Source organism: Pseudonocardia sp. ZF1, assembly GCF_056835605.1.
The window spans coordinates 972347-988994 of record NZ_JAJNBY010000001.1 but is presented as its reverse complement, the minus strand read 5'-3'; the positions used below and the strand labels follow the sequence as shown (position 1 = coordinate 988994).

At 72.6% G+C, this 16648-nt stretch carries 19 protein-coding genes; 14 read left to right on the top strand and 5 right to left on the bottom strand.

Annotated features, from left to right (window positions below; translation table 11 throughout):
* The first annotated feature begins 83 nt into the window (after positions 1-83).
* The gene (locus ZF1_RS05040; protein WP_482638677.1) at positions 84-1871 is read left to right on the top strand and encodes an IS481 family transposase; all 1788 of its coding nucleotides are present in this window, start codon (positions 84-86) and stop codon (positions 1869-1871) included.
* Between the two features lie 151 nt (positions 1872-2022).
* Here the strand turns inward: ZF1_RS05040 and ZF1_RS05035 are convergent, their stop codons facing one another.
* Both ZF1_RS05035 and ZF1_RS05030 read right to left on the bottom strand, forming a co-directional pair.
* Entirely contained in the window at positions 2023-2685 is a 663-nt protein-coding gene (locus ZF1_RS05035; protein ID WP_482636608.1) for a hypothetical protein, read from the bottom strand.
* Between the two features lie 140 nt (positions 2686-2825).
* Entirely contained in the window at positions 2826-3665 is an 840-nt protein-coding gene (locus ZF1_RS05030; protein ID WP_465878723.1) for a hypothetical protein, read from the bottom strand.
* Positions 3666-3802: 137 nt separating this feature from the next.
* Between ZF1_RS05030 and ZF1_RS05025 the strand changes: the two genes are divergently transcribed.
* The 11 genes from ZF1_RS05025 to ZF1_RS04975 all read left to right on the top strand — a co-directional run bounded on the left by ZF1_RS05025 (position 3803) and on the right by ZF1_RS04975 (position 10611).
* Positions 3803-4192 (top strand): hypothetical protein, encoded by a 390-nt coding sequence (locus ZF1_RS05025; protein ID WP_465878721.1) that lies wholly within the window; start codon positions 3803-3805, stop codon positions 4190-4192.
* Positions 4189-4449, top strand: a complete 261-nt coding sequence (locus ZF1_RS05020; protein WP_465878719.1) for a hypothetical protein — start codon at positions 4189-4191, stop codon at positions 4447-4449. The genes ZF1_RS05025 and ZF1_RS05020 overlap by 4 nt, the downstream gene beginning before the upstream one ends.
* Positions 4450-4718: 269 nt before the next feature.
* The gene (locus ZF1_RS05015) at positions 4719-4907 is read left to right on the top strand and encodes a hypothetical protein (protein ID WP_465878718.1); all 189 of its coding nucleotides are present in this window, start codon (positions 4719-4721) and stop codon (positions 4905-4907) included.
* 3 nt (positions 4908-4910) lie between these two features.
* On the top strand, positions 4911-5261 hold the full coding sequence (locus tag ZF1_RS05010) for a hypothetical protein (RefSeq protein WP_465878716.1): 351 nt from the start codon (positions 4911-4913) through the stop codon (positions 5259-5261).
* A 1-nt stretch (position 5262) separates the two neighbouring features.
* The gene (locus ZF1_RS05005; RefSeq protein ID WP_465878715.1) at positions 5263-5451 is read left to right on the top strand and encodes a hypothetical protein; all 189 of its coding nucleotides are present in this window, start codon (positions 5263-5265) and stop codon (positions 5449-5451) included.
* Between the two features lie 98 nt (positions 5452-5549).
* Positions 5550-6977 carry an FtsK/SpoIIIE domain-containing protein gene (locus tag ZF1_RS05000; RefSeq protein WP_465878713.1) on the top strand — a complete coding sequence of 476 codons (1428 nt, stop codon included), beginning with the start codon at positions 5550-5552 and terminating at the stop codon, positions 6975-6977.
* Positions 6977-7192 carry a hypothetical protein gene (locus ZF1_RS04995; RefSeq protein ID WP_465878712.1) on the top strand — a complete coding sequence of 72 codons (216 nt, stop codon included), beginning with the start codon at positions 6977-6979 and terminating at the stop codon, positions 7190-7192. Before ZF1_RS05000 ends, ZF1_RS04995 begins: the two co-directional genes overlap by 1 nt.
* Positions 7189-7854, top strand: a complete 666-nt coding sequence (locus tag ZF1_RS04990) for a hypothetical protein (protein WP_465878711.1) — start codon at positions 7189-7191, stop codon at positions 7852-7854. The genes ZF1_RS04995 and ZF1_RS04990 overlap by 4 nt, the downstream gene beginning before the upstream one ends.
* Before the next feature lie 83 nt (positions 7855-7937).
* Entirely contained in the window at positions 7938-9290 is a 1353-nt protein-coding gene (locus tag ZF1_RS04985; protein WP_465878709.1) for a replication initiator, read from the top strand.
* On the top strand, positions 9287-9475 hold the full coding sequence (locus ZF1_RS04980) for a helix-turn-helix transcriptional regulator (protein WP_465878708.1): 189 nt from the start codon (positions 9287-9289) through the stop codon (positions 9473-9475). The genes ZF1_RS04985 and ZF1_RS04980 overlap by 4 nt, the downstream gene beginning before the upstream one ends.
* Positions 9475-10611, top strand: a complete 1137-nt coding sequence (locus ZF1_RS04975) for a tyrosine-type recombinase/integrase (protein WP_465878706.1) — start codon at positions 9475-9477, stop codon at positions 10609-10611. The genes ZF1_RS04980 and ZF1_RS04975 overlap by 1 nt, the downstream gene beginning before the upstream one ends.
* 28 nt (positions 10612-10639) lie before the next feature.
* Here the strand turns inward: ZF1_RS04975 and ychF are convergent, their stop codons facing one another.
* Genes ychF through ZF1_RS04960 form a run of 3 tightly spaced genes read right to left on the bottom strand, consistent with a single transcriptional unit; the run spans position 10640 to position 13891 of the window.
* Positions 10640-11713, bottom strand: a complete 1074-nt coding sequence (ychF, locus tag ZF1_RS04970; RefSeq protein ID WP_482636607.1) for a redox-regulated ATPase YchF — start codon at positions 11711-11713, stop codon at positions 10640-10642.
* Between the two features lie 25 nt (positions 11714-11738).
* Positions 11739-12410 (bottom strand): response regulator transcription factor, encoded by a 672-nt coding sequence (locus tag ZF1_RS04965; protein ID WP_482636606.1) that lies wholly within the window; start codon positions 12408-12410, stop codon positions 11739-11741.
* Entirely contained in the window at positions 12407-13891 is a 1485-nt protein-coding gene (locus tag ZF1_RS04960; protein WP_482636605.1) for a sensor histidine kinase, read from the bottom strand. The genes ZF1_RS04965 and ZF1_RS04960 overlap by 4 nt, the downstream gene beginning before the upstream one ends.
* Before the next feature lie 726 nt (positions 13892-14617).
* Between ZF1_RS04960 and ZF1_RS04955 the strand changes: the two genes are divergently transcribed.
* Both ZF1_RS04955 and ZF1_RS04950 read left to right on the top strand, forming a co-directional pair.
* Entirely contained in the window at positions 14618-16111 is a 1494-nt protein-coding gene (locus ZF1_RS04955; protein WP_482636604.1) for a DNA-3-methyladenine glycosylase 2 family protein, read from the top strand.
* Complete coding sequence (locus ZF1_RS04950; protein WP_062400390.1) at positions 16108-16608, top strand: methylated-DNA--[protein]-cysteine S-methyltransferase; 501 nt, start codon at positions 16108-16110, stop codon at positions 16606-16608. Before ZF1_RS04955 ends, ZF1_RS04950 begins: the two co-directional genes overlap by 4 nt.
* The last annotated feature ends 40 nt before the right edge of the window (positions 16609-16648 follow it).

The following is a 16648-nucleotide window of genomic DNA, read 5'->3' as shown; positions in this document are numbered from 1 at the left end:
TGCTTGACGTTCGGGCCTGATCGGCTTTCCTGTCCGCTGTCCGTGCTGGTCAGCGGGTGGCGGGGAGGCCGGGATTGGCCCTGGTGGACATGACCGTGGTCGAGCAGCGCTACCGCGCCGTGCTGGCCGTCGAGCAAGGCGAACCGCGCTATCAGGTCGCGGCCCAGTTCGGCGTCTCCCGGCAGACCCTGCACACCTGGATCACCCGCTACCGCGCCGACGGACTGGCCGGGCTGGCCTCACGCTCACACCGCCCGGACTCCTGCCCGCACCAGGCCAGCGAGGTGGTGGAGGTGGCGGTCTGCGAGATGCGGCGCGGCAACCCCCGCTGGGGACCACGCCGGATCGCCCATGAACTCGCTCCCCGCTTCGGCGCCCAGGCCCCGTCGCGCAGCACGGTGGCGCGGATCCTGCACCGCAACGGCCTGGTCGAACCCCGTCGCCGCCGCAAGCTGCGCTCGGACTACCGGCGCTGGGAACGCCCGGAGCCCATGGCGCTCTGGCAGCTCGACATCGTCGGCGGCATCCACCTGCGCGCCCCGGACGGCACGGTCACCGAAGCGAAGATCGTGACCGGGGTCGATGACCACTCCCGCTTCGCCGTCATCGCCACCGTCATGGTCCGGGCGACCGGCCGCGCGGTCTGCCTCGCCTTCGCCGACGCGCTGCGCCGCTACGGCATCCCCGACGAGGTCCTGACCGACAACGGCAAGCAGTTCACCGCCCGCTTCGGCCGCGGCGGCGAGGTGTTGTTCGACCGGATCTGCCGCGACAACGCCATCACCCACCGCCTCACCCAGCCCGCCACCCCGACCACCACCGGGAAGGTCGAACGCTTCCACCAGACCCTGCGCCGCGAGCTGCTCGACCACGCCGAACCCTTCGACACCCTGACCGCGGCGCAGGCGGCGCTGGACTCCTGGATCGCCGACTACAACTGCACCCGCCCGCACCAGGCGATCGAGATGGCCTGCCCGGTCGACCGCTTCGCCCCCAGCCAGCACCAGCGCGGCGACGAGGACCTGCTCCCACTGCGGCTGCCCGCCCGGCTCACCGCCGCGCCCGTCCCGGCAGAGGGCCCTGAGCACCCCGGCCCGGCCCCGGACGACGAGACGAGCACCGAGATCGAGATCTATCGGGGCGGGCCGGTGGAGTTCGAGCGGGTCGTCCCCGCCTCGGGGAACCTCGCCGTTCTCGGCAAGCAGTTCTGGCTCGGCCCGCTCCGCGCCGGGGTCACCATCACGTTCTGGGCCGACGCCCAGGTCATCCACCTGTCCGCCGGCGGGGCACGGATCAAGACCGTCCGCTCCCCCTACACCGACGACCAGCTCGCCACCCTCGCCGCGACCGGAGGCCGCCCCGCCGGCCCGCCACCGCTGCCACCGGCCGAACCCGACGGCACCGCGATCGAGATCGACCGCACCGTCTCGCGCCTCGGCAACATTGCCCTGGCCGGACACTGGCACCCCGCTGCGGAAATCCTCGGCGGGCGCCGGGTCACCATCCGCATCGACGACCACGTCCTGCTGATCTTCGACCCCGAAACCCGGGAACTGCTGCGCACCAGACCGAACCCGCTGACCTACGACCAGGCCCGACACCTGCGCGGCGCCCGACCCGCCGGCCCGCCACCACGACCGAGCACCGAGCCGGTCACCGTCACCCGCCGAGTCTCGGCCACCGGCACCATCATGATCGCCCGACAACTCATCGCGCTCGGCCGCGACCAGGCCCGCACCGTGATCACCGCCCACGTCGCCGAACACACCATCACCATCGACCTCGTCGACGGCGCCCAACGCACCGTCAGCCGCACCAGCACCGGCGCGATCCGTAACCTCAAGGCCCAGATAGACCGCACAGTTTCCTAGCCCGAACGTCAACCATCACCCGGGACAGGAACGTCAAGCATCAGGTGAGACCCGACAGGACGTCCGGTCGATTGACGTCCGGTCGATGACGTCCGGTCGATGACGTCCGGTCGACTGTCGTCCGGTCGACGTCCGGTCGACGGTCAGACGGTCAGCGGGTGTCGGCCTGCCAGGTGGTGACGGTCTTGTCGTCGTGGCGCTTGGCTCGCGGGAGGTCCTGCCCCTCGGGGTCCCGTTCGGCTTCCCAGCGTTGCAGGCCCTGGAGGAGCGCAAGTAGCTCGTCGTCGCTCTTGGCGGCGATGTCGTGCCAGGCCATGTGTAGGTGGTCGATGGTGCGTTGGGCACCGTCGGTGGCGAGCACGGCCCAACGGAGGTTGTCGGCGTCGATGTGCCGGACGGTGGCGTGATGGCCGGCGTCGCGGGTGGCTTCGGCGATCCAGTAGCCATCATCGGAGTTGCGGGCGCGACGCTCGGTGGTCTGTAGGTCGGCGAGGAGCTGCCGGTGGGTCTCGTCGTAGCCACTCCCCCGCTGCAGCCGCTCGCGGTAGCTCTGCCGCTGTGCGGGCGCGACGGTCTCCAAACGTTCGTCGCAGAGTCGGATCTCGTGGCCGTCGCGGGTGCCGAGGATGATCGTGCTGTCGCCGAGTACCGCCGCGTCGGCACCGGTGTCGGTCCATCGCAGCAGGGCGACTGTCGAGGACGGGCCGTCGCCCGGGGTCAGGTCGAGTTCGGCGGACACGTGGTCGATGGCGTCGGCGATGACGGTCCGCAGGTCTGACGTGGAGCTGAGGCCTGTTCGGAGGGTGTCGAGCAAGGCGTCGACGTACTGCTCCGCTGGTGGGACGTCGGGGGCGATGGCGGTCGCGCCGTCGAGGACGATGAGTCCGTTCGGGGTGGCTGCCCAGCGGTCTTGTCCGGGACCTGTTCCCCCGGGTAGTGATGCGCCGTGAGTGCTCATCGGGGCCATCGTCGCGGAGGGACGAGCACCTTCAGCGTGGTGGGGGTGAGCTCGTCGAACTCGCCGCTGAGGACCATGCTGAACGAGTCCTCCCCCAGCTCGGCCCACAGGTCTGCGACGTGCTCGGTGAGGTAGTGCGCGGCACCCACGGAGCCCAGGGCGTGTAGCCCGGCGATGTGGACGACGACGGCGCCGGTGGGCATCACGTGGCGTGCGAGGTAGGCGATGTCGGCCCGGCGTGGCTCGGGATCGTCCATCGGGGACACGAAGCGCTCGCCGGTCTGATCGTCGACGAGTCCCCAGCGTGCGCCGTCGCCGATTGTCATCGTGAAGAAGGGATCGCGCTCCATCAGCGCGTTGCCCACGTGCGCGGACGCCGGGCCGCAGACCACGACGGCGTCGCCGGTGGGCTCCCACTCCTGTAGCGGGTCGATGATGCGGCGCTCGACGGTGAACATCAGGCGCTCGACCTCATCGGTCAGGTGCACGCCGGTGGCATCGTCCTCGCCGGCGATCACGAGATCGTCGCGGTTGAGCAGCCGCCTCCCGGGCAGCGCCATCTCCAGGGGGCCGACCCCGAAGAACGCTCGATGCGCCGGTGGGGCACTGCTGCGGATCTGCGTGATGCGGCCCTTGGTCAGGCCGAAGGCCCGGGCGACCTCGGTGTAGCTGCCGCCGAGCTGGTCGCGGGCTTCCTCGACCGCGGCGCGGCGGATGCGCGCGAGTTCGACCGAACGCTGCTGGTAGGTCGCCAGCAGGTCGGTTGCACGCCGCCCCCGCCGGACCGGGTCCGGCTCCAGGCGAAGCGCATGGAACTCATCGTCAACAGCAGCCACTCCCCGAGTTTAGGCCCCTTGACAAGCTTGGCGACCGGCGGCATCCTGGTTTAGCCCCCTGAACACGCACGCACTCACGCGACAAGTACGTTTAGGGGTATTAACGAACGAGAGGTGGAGACATGAGGGACCTTCCGGTGGTGCTGGACGGCTTCAAGCTCACGGTGGTGGAGCCGCCCGCACCGAAGGTGCGGCAGGACGCGAACGGTGCTGATGTGCCGGTGACTGACCGGGACGGGGTGGCGCAGTTCGTGGTGTCGCTGTTCGCGAAGCTCCAGGTCCAGGCGGGGCAGCGGGCCCCGAAGGGGGAGGAGATCAAGGTGACGCTGACCGCCGATCCTGGGGAGGGGTTTCCGGAGGACACCCGGGTGCAGCTGATCGACGCGAAGATCAACCCGTACTCGATCGAGTCCCCGGACGGGCGCACGGTGTCGGGGATCGCGTTCAAGGCGATGGGAATCAAGCACTCCGGCCCGGCGCCGATGCCGATGCGGCGGGGCAAGGACAACGGGGAGGGCGAGTCGTGAGCCGCCCGGACTTCCTGCCCTCGTCCACGGTCTCGGTCGGGCTCCACGTCTACGAGAGCACCGAGTTCGTGACCCGCACCTACCCGGACGAGGACCGAGTCACGATCGACGCGACCGGCTCCGGCGGATCGGTGACGCTGTTCCTCGACCGCCCCGACATCGCCCGCCTGTGCACGGTGCTGGAGCAGGCCGAGCACGATCTGACAAGCAGACAGAACGACAACGAGGGCTCCGCGATCAGCGGGCCGGCCGCCTGACACTCGCGGCCCATTTCTTCCGGCCGGATCTGTTCCGGCACTTCCATGCAACTCCGAGACGGGGACACCTATGTCCCGAGCCAGGGGTGATCGCCAGTGGTGTGTGGCGACTGCAGCGGTAGCCGCGCCTGCGACGTGTGCGACGGCTACGGCGACTCGATCAACGGGATCGAGTGCACGGCCTGTGGCGGTTCCGGGGCCTGCCCGGGCTGCTTCGGAGACGGCGAGACCAGCGGCACCGCGTCGCTGGCGGAGACGGAGGCAACGCGATGAACACGACCACGAACACGCGGCCCCGCGCGAGGACGGGTGTGGGCCGGCTGGTGCGGCGTCTGGAGATCGAGCGGCGTCGTTGGTCCCGCAACGACTACCCGGTGGTGCCGACCGAGCAGGCGTGGCGGGCCGGGGTCGCCGAGGGCCTGCGCCTGGCCCAACTCGCCATCCGCAAGGGCGTCTGAGCGATGGCGATCAACCTCGGCCCGCGGGACCGGGTCAAGACGCTGCCGAAGGTCAACCGGCGCGCACTGCGCAAGTACGGCGAGTTCTGGCGCGCCCTGCAGCTGGTCGGCGACGCCCTGACTGAGGCGGAGAAGGTCGCCGCCCAGGCCGGTGACACCAAGGCCGGCAAGCGCGGCCGGACCGGCGCGAAGGAGACGTCGGCGAAGGCCGGCACGGAGGGGCGGCATTGGTCGGTGGCTTCGCCGGAGGAGATCTCGGCGTCGGCGAAGAAGTCGCACAGCTCGCTGCGCGTGATGGCCGCCTCGGCCAAGAAGTGGGAGGCCGAGCTGATCTCCCGCGAGTGGAGGAAGTGACATGTCCAAGGCCGTCGACCGGACCGTCGAAGAACTCGACGCGGCGATGCGCGAACTCAGGCGCTCGCTGCACGGGATCCCGTATCGGACCGGTGGGTTCAAGAACACCCACGACAACCTCGCCCGCGACGTCGCGCACCTGACGGTGCAGCTCGACTCGGCGCGCGGCGCACTGCGCGAACAGAAGTGATCACCCCGGGTGGTGGGGCGCCCGCCGAGATTGGTTCTTGGCGGAAACACACGGCGGGCGTCCCGCTACCCGATCTCGATTCGTGAGGACTGGTAGCAGTGAAGCAGCGTAGTAGCTCCGCAACTCGCATAAACGGCCCGGCTCGCAGTCACGGCGGCCGTGCCACGCGCCCACCGGGGCGGGAGGTCCAGGCCACCGCCTGGCTGTTCCGGCACCCCGGCTTCGTCCTGGCCCCACTGCTCGGGCTCGGCCTGACGCTCACTCTTGGCGCGTTCGGGGCCGGACTGGGCATCGCAGCCCTCGTCGCCGTTGTGCTGGTGTGGTGGCGGGTGCACCCGGCGACGTTCGACCGGTTCGCCGCGCCCCGGCTGCGCGCGTGCTGGCGGCGCTGGACGGTCTACCGCGGCCGCCGCTGGTCGCGGCTGATGGCCGACACCGGGCTGACCCGCGAGCACCGCCACACCGGCGAACACCTCGTCCCCCGCGTCCTGTGGGTCCGCTCGTCCTCGGCGACGATCGACACCGTCTACGTGCGCATGGTCCGCGGCCAGGACGTCGCCTACTGGCAGGAACGCGCGTCGGTCCTGTGGGAGGCGTTGATCGCGCACCGGGTCGCGATCACCCGCCACCGCCCCGGCGTCGTCGCGATCGTCATCGAATGGGAACTCCCCTTCACCCGGGTCATCCCCGCACCCGACATCCCCGACCAGGCCGACGACGTCGACCTGCGGGCGGTGGAGATCGGCGACAACGAACACGGCCAGCCCTTCACCGCCTCCGTCATCGACGGGCACCGCCTCGTCGCCGGCCGCACCGGCTCCGGCAAGGGCTCCATCCTCTGGGGCACCCTCCGGTCACTCGGCCCGTGCCTGCGCGACGGGGTCGCCCGGGTCTGGATGGTCGACCTCAAAGGCGGGGTGGAGACCGAGCAGGGCGCCCCGCTGTTCCACCGCTACGCCACCACCATGACCCAAGCCCTCGACATGTTGACCGAGTTCCGCGACGCCATGCGCGACCGCCAGGACTGGATGCGCGACCACAACATCCGCCGCTGCACACCGTCGGTCGAGACGCCGGTGGAGCTGCTGGTCATCGACGAGATGGCCATGCTCACCGCCTACGGCGACCGCACCGCCGTCCGCGACGCCCTCCGACTGCTCGCCGAGATCATGACCCAGGGCCGCGCCTCACTGTTCTCCGTCCAGGGCTACCTGCAGGAGCCCTCCAAGGACGTCCTCGACGTGCGGGAGCTGTTCACCCAGCGGATCGCCCTCGCCGTCACCGCCGCGAGTCATGTGGACATGGTGCTTGGCGACGGCGCGCGGGAGCGGGGTGCGCTGGCCGACGAGATCCCCGGCGACGAGCGGCACGCCGGGATCGGGTTCGTCATCGACCACGGCTCCCGGCTCCCGGTCCGGTTCCGGGCCGCCTACGTCACCGACGACGACATCGCCGAACTGGTCGCCCGCTGCGCACCTCCGGTTGCCGAGGTGATCGAGCTGGCCTCGGATCGGGGCGCGGCCTGATGGGCACCGCGACCCTGTGGGCGCTGCGCACCTGGGCCAAGCTCACCGTCCTGCTCGTCGTGATCGTCGGCGGCTCCTGGCTGCACTTCGGCACCGGCTCCGGCTGGTTCTGGGTCGCCGTCGGCCTGGCGGTGGTCGGCGAGTACTACGTGATCCGCCAGCTCGCCCGTGAATGGTCCTGGGAGGCCCGCGCCACCTGGTGGTGGTCGGCATGACCGGCCACACCAGCACCGTCCAGGGCGCCTTGTTCGGCGAGCCGGTCACCGTCGCCAGCGACGGCCAGGGCGCGGCCGCGACGCAGGACCCGCGCGAGGTCGCCCGCATCGTCGCCACGGCCCAGGAGCCCGGGTTCCTGCTGATCGAGCGCACCGGCCAGGTCCTGCGCACCGATCCGGCCCGGCCCGGCTGCGCCGAGACGGCGGCCCGCCTCGACGGCGCCACCGTCCTCCAGCTCCTCGACACCGGACACCTGCGCCTCGGCGGGACCCATCACGTCCACCACAACGGCTCGGAGGGCCCGGCCCGATCGGTGCTGGTCCCGAAGGCCACCCGGGACATGGTCGCCCGCTGGGACCACCTGCGGCCCATCCCGGAGACCGCCCGGGCACTGGAGCAGACGAACAACCGGCAGCGCTCGACCGGTGTGATCGGCGTGGACGTCGTCCAGCCCGGCAAGGCCCTGGTCGTCCTCGGCAATACCGGCGCCGGCGGGACCGTGCTGCGCGACGGCAACCGCTACCGGGTCGAGAACGACCACGGCACCCACATCGGCCACGCCTCCAGCTACCGGGCCGCCGCCCGGCTCCTGGCCCGCTACCACGGCTACACGCCGGGCCCGGTCGAGATCGAGCACGAACACCACACCCACCGCCGGTGACCCGGCCCGGCCCCGCGCGTGGGACCAGCCCCGGCGGGCCCGGAAGCCACCCCCACGACCACATCCCCGGGAGGGATGCCGCCATGACCGCTGCCACCACCCAGCACGACCACGACCTGTCCCACCTGCTGCGCTCCGACGGCTTCCAGCAGTGGCGCCGCGAGGTCACCGCCCTCGGCGGCTGCGCCGCCCCCATCCACCTGTCGGGCTCCTCCCGCATCCACGACCGCGCCACCGGCGCCGTCCTGGCCGAGCGGGAAGGCGACATCCTCGCCCCCTGCGGGAACCGACGCGCGTCAGTGTGCCCGGCCTGCTCGGACCGCTACGCCTCCGACGCCTACCACCTCCTCCGCGCAGGAATGGCCGGCGGGAAAGGCGTCCCCGACTCGGCCGCAGCGCATCCGCGGCTGTTCGTCACGCTCACCGCACCGTCGTTCGGGCCGGTGCACACCCGCCGGGTCACCGCCCGCGGCCTCGTCGTCCCCTGCGGGTGCGGGGACAAGCACCACCGCGACGACCCGCGCGTCGGCACCGCCCTCGACTACGACACCCACGACTACGTCGGGGCGGTGCTGTGGCAGGCCCACTCCGGGAAGCTCTGGAACCGCTTCGCGATCCGCCTGCGCCGGGTCCTGGCCGGGATGCTCGGGATCAAGGTCCGCGACTTCAAAGATCACGCCCGCCTCTCCTACGCCAAGGTCGCCGAGTACCAACGCCGCGGGCTGGTGCACTTCCACGCCGTCGTCCGCCTCGACGGCCCCGACGGACCCACCACCGCCCCACCCGACTGGATCACCACCGAGGCCCTGACCGTCGCGGTCCGGTACGCAGCAAGCTCGGTGTCGCTCGTCGTCGACCGGCCGGACGGGACGGCGCTGCCGCTGGCCTGGGGGCGGCAGGTCGACATCCGATCGATCACCTCCACCGCGGCCGCCGCGCTCGAGGACGACCACGGCGAGATCACCGACTCGGCGCTTGCTGCCTACGTGGCGAAGTACGCCACCAAGGGCACCGGCAAGTCCGAGGCGACCGACCGGCCGATCCGCGACATCGCCCACGTTCCGCATCTCGACATCACCGACCACCACCGCCGGTTGATCGAGGCCGCGTGGGAGCTCGGCGGGCGCGAGGAGTACGAGGAGCTGAACCTGCGGCGGTGGGCGCACATGCTCGGGTTCCGCGGCCACTTCCTCACCAAGTCCCGCAACTACTCCACCACCTTCGGCGCCATCCGCGGCGAACGCCGCACCTACCGCCTCGGCGAAACCCTCGCCGCCCTCGACACCCCGGCCGAACCGGGGACGGTGCTGGTGGTCAACGACTGGCACATCGTCCAGATCGGGCACCGCAACGACGCCGAACGCGAGATCGCCCTCGGCATCGCCGAACGACGACGCGAACAACGCCGCACCCGTACCGAGAGGAACGCCCGATGAGCAGCGCTGAGCGGTTGTGGACGATCCAGGACGTCGCGCACTACCTCGGGGTGCCGATGCAGACCCTCTACCAGTGGCGCAGTCGCGGCTACGGCCCGAGGGGCGTCCGGATCGGCCGTCACGTCCGGTACCGCGCGGACGACGTTCGGCGTTGGGTCGCCGACCAGGTCAAGGCGAGCGCCTGATGGCCAGCGTGCGGAAACTGACCGACGGTCGATGGCAGGCGCAATACCGGCCCTACCCGGGCGGGAAGCAGATCACCCGGACAACCCGGAAGAAGTCCGACGCGCAGCGGTGGTTGGACGAGCAGACCACGTCGCTTATCAGCGGCAACTACGTCGATCCCCACGCCGGGCGGGTCGCCTTCGGGGCCTACTTCGAGCGCTGGTCCGCCCGTCAGATCTGGGTGCCGGGGACGGCGCGGGCGATGAACCTGGCTGCTCGCTCGGTGCCGTTCTGGGACGTCCCGTTACAGCGGTTGCTGCGGTCGCACATCGAGCTGTGGATCAAAGAGATGCAGGCTGCCGATCGCGGCCCTGACCGCGCCGCCGGGCTCGCACCGGGAACCATCCGGACGCGGGTGAACAACGTCCGGGCCGTTCTACGCGGGGCGGTCAAGGACCGGGTCCTGGCGACCGATCCGAGCGAGGGCGTCAAGCTCCCCCGCGCCCGTCGCACCGACGTGGCGATGGAGCTACCGACCTCGGACGACGTCCGGGTGCTGCTGGAGATGGCCGACCGACGGTTCGTGTGCTTCATCGCGCTGTGTGCCTTCGCCGGGCTGCGGCTCGGAGAGGCCGCCGCGGTCCAGGTCGGCGACTTCGATCTGGCGGACCGGCGGCTCTTGGTCCGTCGTCAGGTGCAGCGGGCGAACGCCCAGGCCGTCGAGATCCGGGCACCCAAGTACGGCAGTGAGCGCACGGTCTATCTCGCCGACGGCCTGGTGGACATCGTGCGGACACACCTGGCCGGGCTACCTGGCCGCGGGTCGGAGCGGTGGTTGTTCCGCGGTGAGAACGGCAACCCGCCGCACCAGAACACCGTCGGCTACTGGTGGCGCAAGACCCGGAGCGACGCCGGGCACCGGACGATCCGCCTGCACGATCTGAGGCACTTCTTCGCCTCCGGGCTGATCGCGGCCGGCTGCGACGTGGTGACCGTGCAACGGGCGCTCGGACACTCCAGCGCGACCGTCACCCTGAGCACCTACGCGCACCTGTGGCCGACTGCGGAGGACCGGACCCGGTCCGCTGCGGACACGATGCTGACGGCCGTGCTCCGCGCTACTGACGAACCAGTGACGAACGAGCCGGACGCGTGACGCGCTGACCAGCGAAAACGGGGGTCGGTCAGACGTTGAAGCGGAACTCGACCACGTCGCCGTCGTGCATGACGTAGTCCTTCCCCTCCATCCGCACCTTGCCCGCGGCCTTCGCGGCGTTCATCGACCCCGCGGCGACCAGGTCGTCGAAGGAGACGATCTCGGCCTTGATGAAGCCCCGCTCGAAGTCGGTGTGGATGACCCCGGCCGCCTGCGGCGCGGTGGCGCCCTGCGGGATGGTCCAGGCGCGCGACTCCTTGGGCCCGGCGGTCAGGTAGGTCTGCAGCCCGAGGGTGGAGAACCCGGCCCGGGCGAGCTGGGCCAGGCCCGGCTCGTCCTGCCCGATGGACTCCAGCAGCTCGGCGGCGGAGGAGTCGTCGAGCTCCAGCAGCTCGGCCTCGACCTTGGCGTCGAGGAAGACCGCCTGGGCGGGGGCGACGAGCTCGGTGAGCTCCTTGCGCCGGGCGTCGTCGGTGAGGACGGCCTCGTCGGCGTTGAAGACGTAGAGGAACGGCTTCGTGGTGAGCAGGGTCAGCTCGCGCAGCAGCTCGGTGTCGGCGTTCGCCTGGAACAGCGTCCGGCCCTCGTTGAGGATCGCGACGGCGGCGTTCGCGGCGTCCAGGACCGGCTTGCGGTCCTTCTGGGTGCGGGCCTCCTTCTCCAGCCGCGGGATCGCCTTCTCCAGCGTCTGCAGGTCGGCCAGGACCAGCTCGGTCGCGATCGTCTCGATGTCGCTCGCGGCGTCGATGCGGCCGTCGACGTGCACCACGTCCGGGTCGTCGAAGACGCGCACGACCTGGCAGATCGCGTCGGACTCACGGATGTTCGCGAGGAACTTGTTGCCCAGGCCCGCGCCCTCGGACGCGCCCTTGACGATGCCGGCGATGTCGACGAAGGACACCGACGCCGGGATGATCTTCTCCGACGAGAAGATCTCGGCCAGCGTCCCGAGGCGCGCGTCGGGGAGCGGGACGACGCCGACGTTGGGCTCGATCGTCGCGAACGGGTAGTTCGCGGCGAGCACGTCGTTGCGGGTCAGCGCGTTGAACAGGGTCGACTTGCCGACGTTGGGCAGGCCGACGATGCCGAGGGTGAGGGACACGGACGACCAGGGTAGTCGGGTCCGCTCAGCCCGGTTCGAGCCGGTAGCCCGCGCCGCGCACGGTCGCGATCCAGCCGGCGCCGAGCTTGCGGCGCAGGTAGCGGACGTAGACGTCCACGACGTTGGACGACGCCCCCGACCCGTCGGGCCCCCACACCAGCCGGAGCAGCTGGTCGCGGGACAGCACCTGACCCGGGTGACGCAGGAACGTCTCGGCCAGCGCGCACTCGCGCGCCGACAGCTCGACGGTGCGGCCGTGCACGCTCACGTGCCGGGTACGGGGGTCGAGCTCGAGCCCGTGGAAGGTCAGCACGTCCGGGTCCGGGACGGGGCGGGCGCGCTCCAGCCGTAGCCGGATCCGGGCCACCAGCTCCTCGAACCGGAACGGCTTGGCCATGTAGTCGTCGGCGCCGCCGGTCAGCCCGGCGACGGTGTCGTGCACGCTGTCGCGCGCGGTCAGGATGATCACCGGGACGGCGCTGCCCGCCGCCCGCAGCCGGCGCAGGACCTCGAAGCCGTCCATCCCGGGCAGCCCGATGTCGAGCACCAGCAGGTCGAACCCACCGGTCACGGCGTGGTCGTGCACGCCGGCCCCGTCGGCGACGACGGTGACCTCGAACCCGGCCCCGACCAGGCCCTTCTTCACGAACGACGCGATGCGCGGCTCGTCCTCGGCCACCAGGATCCGGCTGCTCACGTCTCGCTCCTCGGCAGGTCCAGCGTGAAGGTCGCCCCGTGCCCGGGCGTGCTCTCGAGCAGCACACGGCCGCCGTGCGTCGTCGCGATGGCCTCGACGATGGACAGCCCGAGCCCGGCGCCGTCGGAGCGGGGCGCGTCGTCGCCGCGCGCGAAGCGCCGGAACACCCGGTGCCGGTCCTCCGGTGCGACGCCCGGTCCGGAGTCGGCCACCCAGATCCGCACCCGCCCGTCGACCGCCTCCGAGCCGAGCGCGATCCGGTCGCCGTCACCGGTGAACCGGGTCGCGTTGTCGGCCAGCGCGACGACGGCCTGGGTGATCCGCTGCGGGTCCATCCGGCACCGCACCGCGGCCACCGACTCCAGCCGCCAGTCCCGGTCGGCGAGGCCGGTCAGCTTCTCGAACAGCTCCCGGGTCAGCACGCCGACGTCGACGGTCTCGGTCCGCAGCAGCGACGGCTGCTCGGCCCGGGTCAGCGCGAGCATCTCCGACACCAGCCGGTTCATGCGCTCCAGCTCGTCGTCGACCAGGGCGACGGTCTCGGCGACGTCGTCGGGGTCGCGCGGGTCGAGCACCCCGAGGTGCCCCCGGACGATGGTGATCGGGGTGCGCAGCTCGTGCCCGGCGTCGTCGACGAACCGCCGCTGGGACACCATCCCGCTCTGCACCCGGTCGAGCATCGCGTTCAGCGTGGTGGCCAGCTCGGCGATCTCGTCGCGGGCCCGTGCGCGCTGCGGCACCCGGCGCGACAGGTCCCGCCCGGTGATGGTGCGGGCCGTCGCGGCGACGTCGCGCAGCGGTTGCAGGATGCGCCCGGCCACCAGCCACGCCCCGACCGCGGACAGCAGCGCCGTCCCGAACCCGACCAGCCCCATCAGCCGCGCGGCCTCGTGGGCGAAGTCGTGCTCGCGCTCGGTGAAGTAGCCGATCACGATGACGCCGCGCTGCGGGTCGCCGGCGAGCCCGACCGGCAGGGCCGACCAGCGCACCTCGCCCGCCGAGCTGAGGTAGGAGCCGCGGGTGGGACGGCGCACGTCCGCGACCAGCGCGGCGAACGCCGGGTCCTCGCGCAGCAGCACCCGCGGGCTGGTCCGCCGGGACTCCCAGCGGAAGCGCCCGTCGAGGTAGCCGAGGAACTTCTCGTTCGGCCGCGCGACGTTGGCGGCGATCACCGACCGCAGGATCTCGTCGACAGAGGAGTACGGCTGGCCGGTCGTCGGGTTGACGCCGGTCTCGGTGACGCGGGCGAACTCGGCGATCTCGGAGTTCAGCGCGCCGTCGATCCGGCGGTCGGTCTCGTCGATCAGCAACATCCAGGTCAGCAGCGTGACGACGCCCAGCGAGGCCAGCACGAGCAGCAGGACCCACCCGACGATGCGGGTGCGGGCCGCGGTCACCCGCCCGGCGCGACGGGGCCCGGGGCCGGTCTCGACGGCCTCGGTCGCGATGATCGCCTCCAGTTCGTCCGTGCCGACGACCATGATCCCGTACCCACCCCGGGGCCGGGACACGACATCCACCGCGGAAGATCACCGTCAGTCGCCGACGTTGCTCCGTTGGGCGTAAGGCATACTCCGTCGCACGACGCACAGGTGACGTACAGCCATCGTCGAACCGCTCCCATCACCCGGACGGCCGTGCACCACATCCGTCCGGGCCGAGCTTCGACGACCGAGACCGAGGGGGACGTCGTGCGCCTGCCCGGAATGCACGCCCTGCTGACCGCGGGGGTCGCGGTCCTGACCACCGCCGGGACCGTGTCCGCGGTGTCGCTGACCGCGGCCGGCCGGGAGGAGCCCGCGCTACCCCCGGCACCGCCGGCCGCACCCGCCCCGCCCGCGCCCGCTCCCCGCCGCTCGTCCCGGCCCCGGCACCGGCACCGGCACCGTCCGGCGGGAACGCACCCGTCGTGCGCGACGACACCGGCGACGACACCGGCGCCGTCACCCGGGAGCGGGAGACGGCGGCCCCGAGCCGGTCGAGCCCGCCCCCGTCGCGACCCCGGCCCCGGCCGACCCTCCGCGCACCACCCCGGAGCGGACCCGCGAGCGCCCGTCGGGGGTCCCCGACCGGGACGCCTCGCGCGAGGAGGAGGTCCGCTTCGCCTGCGAGCAGGGATGGGTGTCGGGCGCGCTCTGCCCGTAGACCGGACACCGGTGACCGATTCCCGCCAGTGACGGCGGCCGCGGAGTGGCATCGTCGGTGCCGTGCTGCTCGACCACGACTCCTGTTACCGCGCCGTCGCCGCCAAGGACGCGCGGTTCGACGGCCAGTTCGTCACGGCCGTGCGCACCACCGGCATCTACTGCCGCCCGTCCTGCCCGGTACCGCCTCCGCGCTCGCGCAACGTCGAGTTCCTGCGCACCGCGGCCGCCGCGCAGACCGCGGGCTACCGGGCCTGCCGGCGGTGCCTGCCCGACGCCGTCCCCGGCTCGCCGGAGTGGAACCTGCGCGCGGACGCCGCCGGGCGGGCCATGCGCCTGATCGCCGACGGCGTCGTCGAGCGCGACGGGGTCCCCGGGCTCGCGTCGCGGCTGGGCTACTCGCCCCGCCAGCTCGGCCGGATCCTCACCTCCGAGGTGGGCGCCGGGCCGCTGGCCCTGGCCCGCGCGCAGCGCGCGCACACCGCCCGCATCCTCGTCGAGACCACCCCGCTCGGGCTGGCCGACGTCGCGTTCGCCGCCGGGTTCGGCAGCGTCCGCCAGTTCAACGACACCGTCCGGACCGTCTACGGCGTCCCGCCCTCACAGCTGCGCGCCGAGGCCGCCCGCCGGTCGCGGACCCGTGAGCCCGGTCCGCCGGGGGCGCTGGTCCTGCGCCTGCCCTACCGGTCCCCGTTCGACCCGCACGGCCTGCTCGACCACCTCGCGGCCCGCGCCGTCGACGGCGTCGAGGCCGTCACCGGCGGCACCTACCGGCGCACGCTGCGGCTGCCGCACGGACCGGCCGTCGTCGCGCTGGACCTGACCGCGCGGGCCGGGTCCGTGGTGGCGACGCTGCGGGCGTCCGACCCCCGGGACGTCGGGCCTGCGGTGTCCCGGCTGCGCCGGCTGCTCGACCTCGACGCCGACCCGCTCGCCGTCGACGCCGTGCTGGGCGCCGACGACGCCCTCGCCCCGGTGGTCGCCGCGACGCCCGGGATCCGGCTGGCGGGCACCGTCGACCCGGCCGAGACGGCGGTGCGCACGGTGCTGGGCCAGCAGGTGTCGGTCGCCGCCGCCCGTACCGCCGCGGCCCGTCTCGCGGCCGTGCACGGGACGCCGCTGCCCGCCGAGCTGCGCGACGACGACGGGCCGCACCTGCTGTTCCCCGGGCCGGAGACCCTCGCCGACGCCGACATCGCGGGGCCGGCGCGTCGGGCGTCGTCGCTGCGGGGGCTGTGTGCCGCGCTCGCCGGCGGCACCCTCGCCCTCGACCCCGGGCGCGACCCGGACGGGCTGCGCGCCGAGCTGTGCGCGCTGCCCGGGATCGGTCCGTGGAGCGCCGGCTACCTGGCCATGCGCGTCCTAGGCGACCCCGACGAGCTGCTCGCCTCCGACCTCGCGGTGCGCCGCGGAGCCGAGGCGCTCGGACTGCCCGGCGGCGAGGCGGCGCTCACCGCGCGCGCCCACGCCTGGGCCCCCTGGCGGTCCTACGCCGCCACCCATCTCTGGCGGGCCGCGACGTCCGCCGCCACCACCACTGCTCGGAGGAGCGCATGAGCACAGCGACCTGGTCCACACGGGACACCCCGGCCGGGCCGTTCACCGCCGTCGTCGACGACGCCGACGGACACGTCCTCGCCTCCGGCTGGACCGCCTCGGTCGACGAGCTGCTCGCCCTGGTGCACCGCTCGCTGGCCCCGGCGACCGTGGTCGAGGGCGACCTCGGTGCGGTCGGCGAGGCGGTCGACCGCTACCACGGCGGCGACCTGTCGGTGATCGACGACGTGCCCGTCCGCCAGCGGTCCGGCCCCTACCGGGAGCTGGCGTGGGACGTGCTGCGGACCGTCCCCGCGGGGGCACCGGTCACCTACACCGGCTACGCCGAGAAGACCGGCCGCCCCGCGGCGGTGCGGGCCGCGGCGGGCGCCTGCGCGCACAACGCGGCGGCGCTGTTCGTCCCGTGCCACCGCGTGCTGCGCACCGACGGGACGCTCGGCGGGTTCCGCTACGGCCTGGCCGTGAAGCGGTGGCTGCTGGAGCACGAGGCGGTCTGAGACCACCGCGGCGGCCGCGGATCGCGCACCGCGGCCGCCG

Excerpts from the sequence above, each read along its gene's own strand:
- ZF1_RS04990 (WP_465878711.1), top strand. The coding sequence starts at position 7,189 with ATGACCGGCCACACCAGCACCGTCCAGGGCGCCTTGTTCGGCGAGCCG.
- ZF1_RS04975 (WP_465878706.1), top strand. The coding sequence starts at position 9,475 with ATGGCCAGCGTGCGGAAACTGACCGACGGTCGATGGCAGGCGCAATAC.
- ZF1_RS04950 (WP_062400390.1), top strand. The coding sequence starts at position 16,108 with ATGAGCACAGCGACCTGGTCCACACGGGACACCCCGGCCGGGCCGTTC.
- ZF1_RS04985 (WP_465878709.1), top strand. The coding sequence starts at position 7,938 with ATGACCGCTGCCACCACCCAGCACGACCACGACCTGTCCCACCTGCTG.
- ZF1_RS05015 (WP_465878718.1), top strand. The coding sequence starts at position 4,719 with ATGAACACGACCACGAACACGCGGCCCCGCGCGAGGACGGGTGTGGGC.
- ZF1_RS04995 (WP_465878712.1), top strand. The coding sequence starts at position 6,977 with ATGGGCACCGCGACCCTGTGGGCGCTGCGCACCTGGGCCAAGCTCACC.
- ZF1_RS05010 (WP_465878716.1), top strand. The coding sequence starts at position 4,911 with ATGGCGATCAACCTCGGCCCGCGGGACCGGGTCAAGACGCTGCCGAAG.
- ZF1_RS05005 (WP_465878715.1), top strand. The coding sequence starts at position 5,263 with ATGTCCAAGGCCGTCGACCGGACCGTCGAAGAACTCGACGCGGCGATG.
- ZF1_RS04980 (WP_465878708.1), top strand. The coding sequence starts at position 9,287 with ATGAGCAGCGCTGAGCGGTTGTGGACGATCCAGGACGTCGCGCACTAC.
- ZF1_RS04960 (WP_482636605.1), bottom strand. The coding sequence starts at position 13,891 with ATGGTCGTCGGCACGGACGAACTGGAGGCGATCATCGCGACCGAGGCC.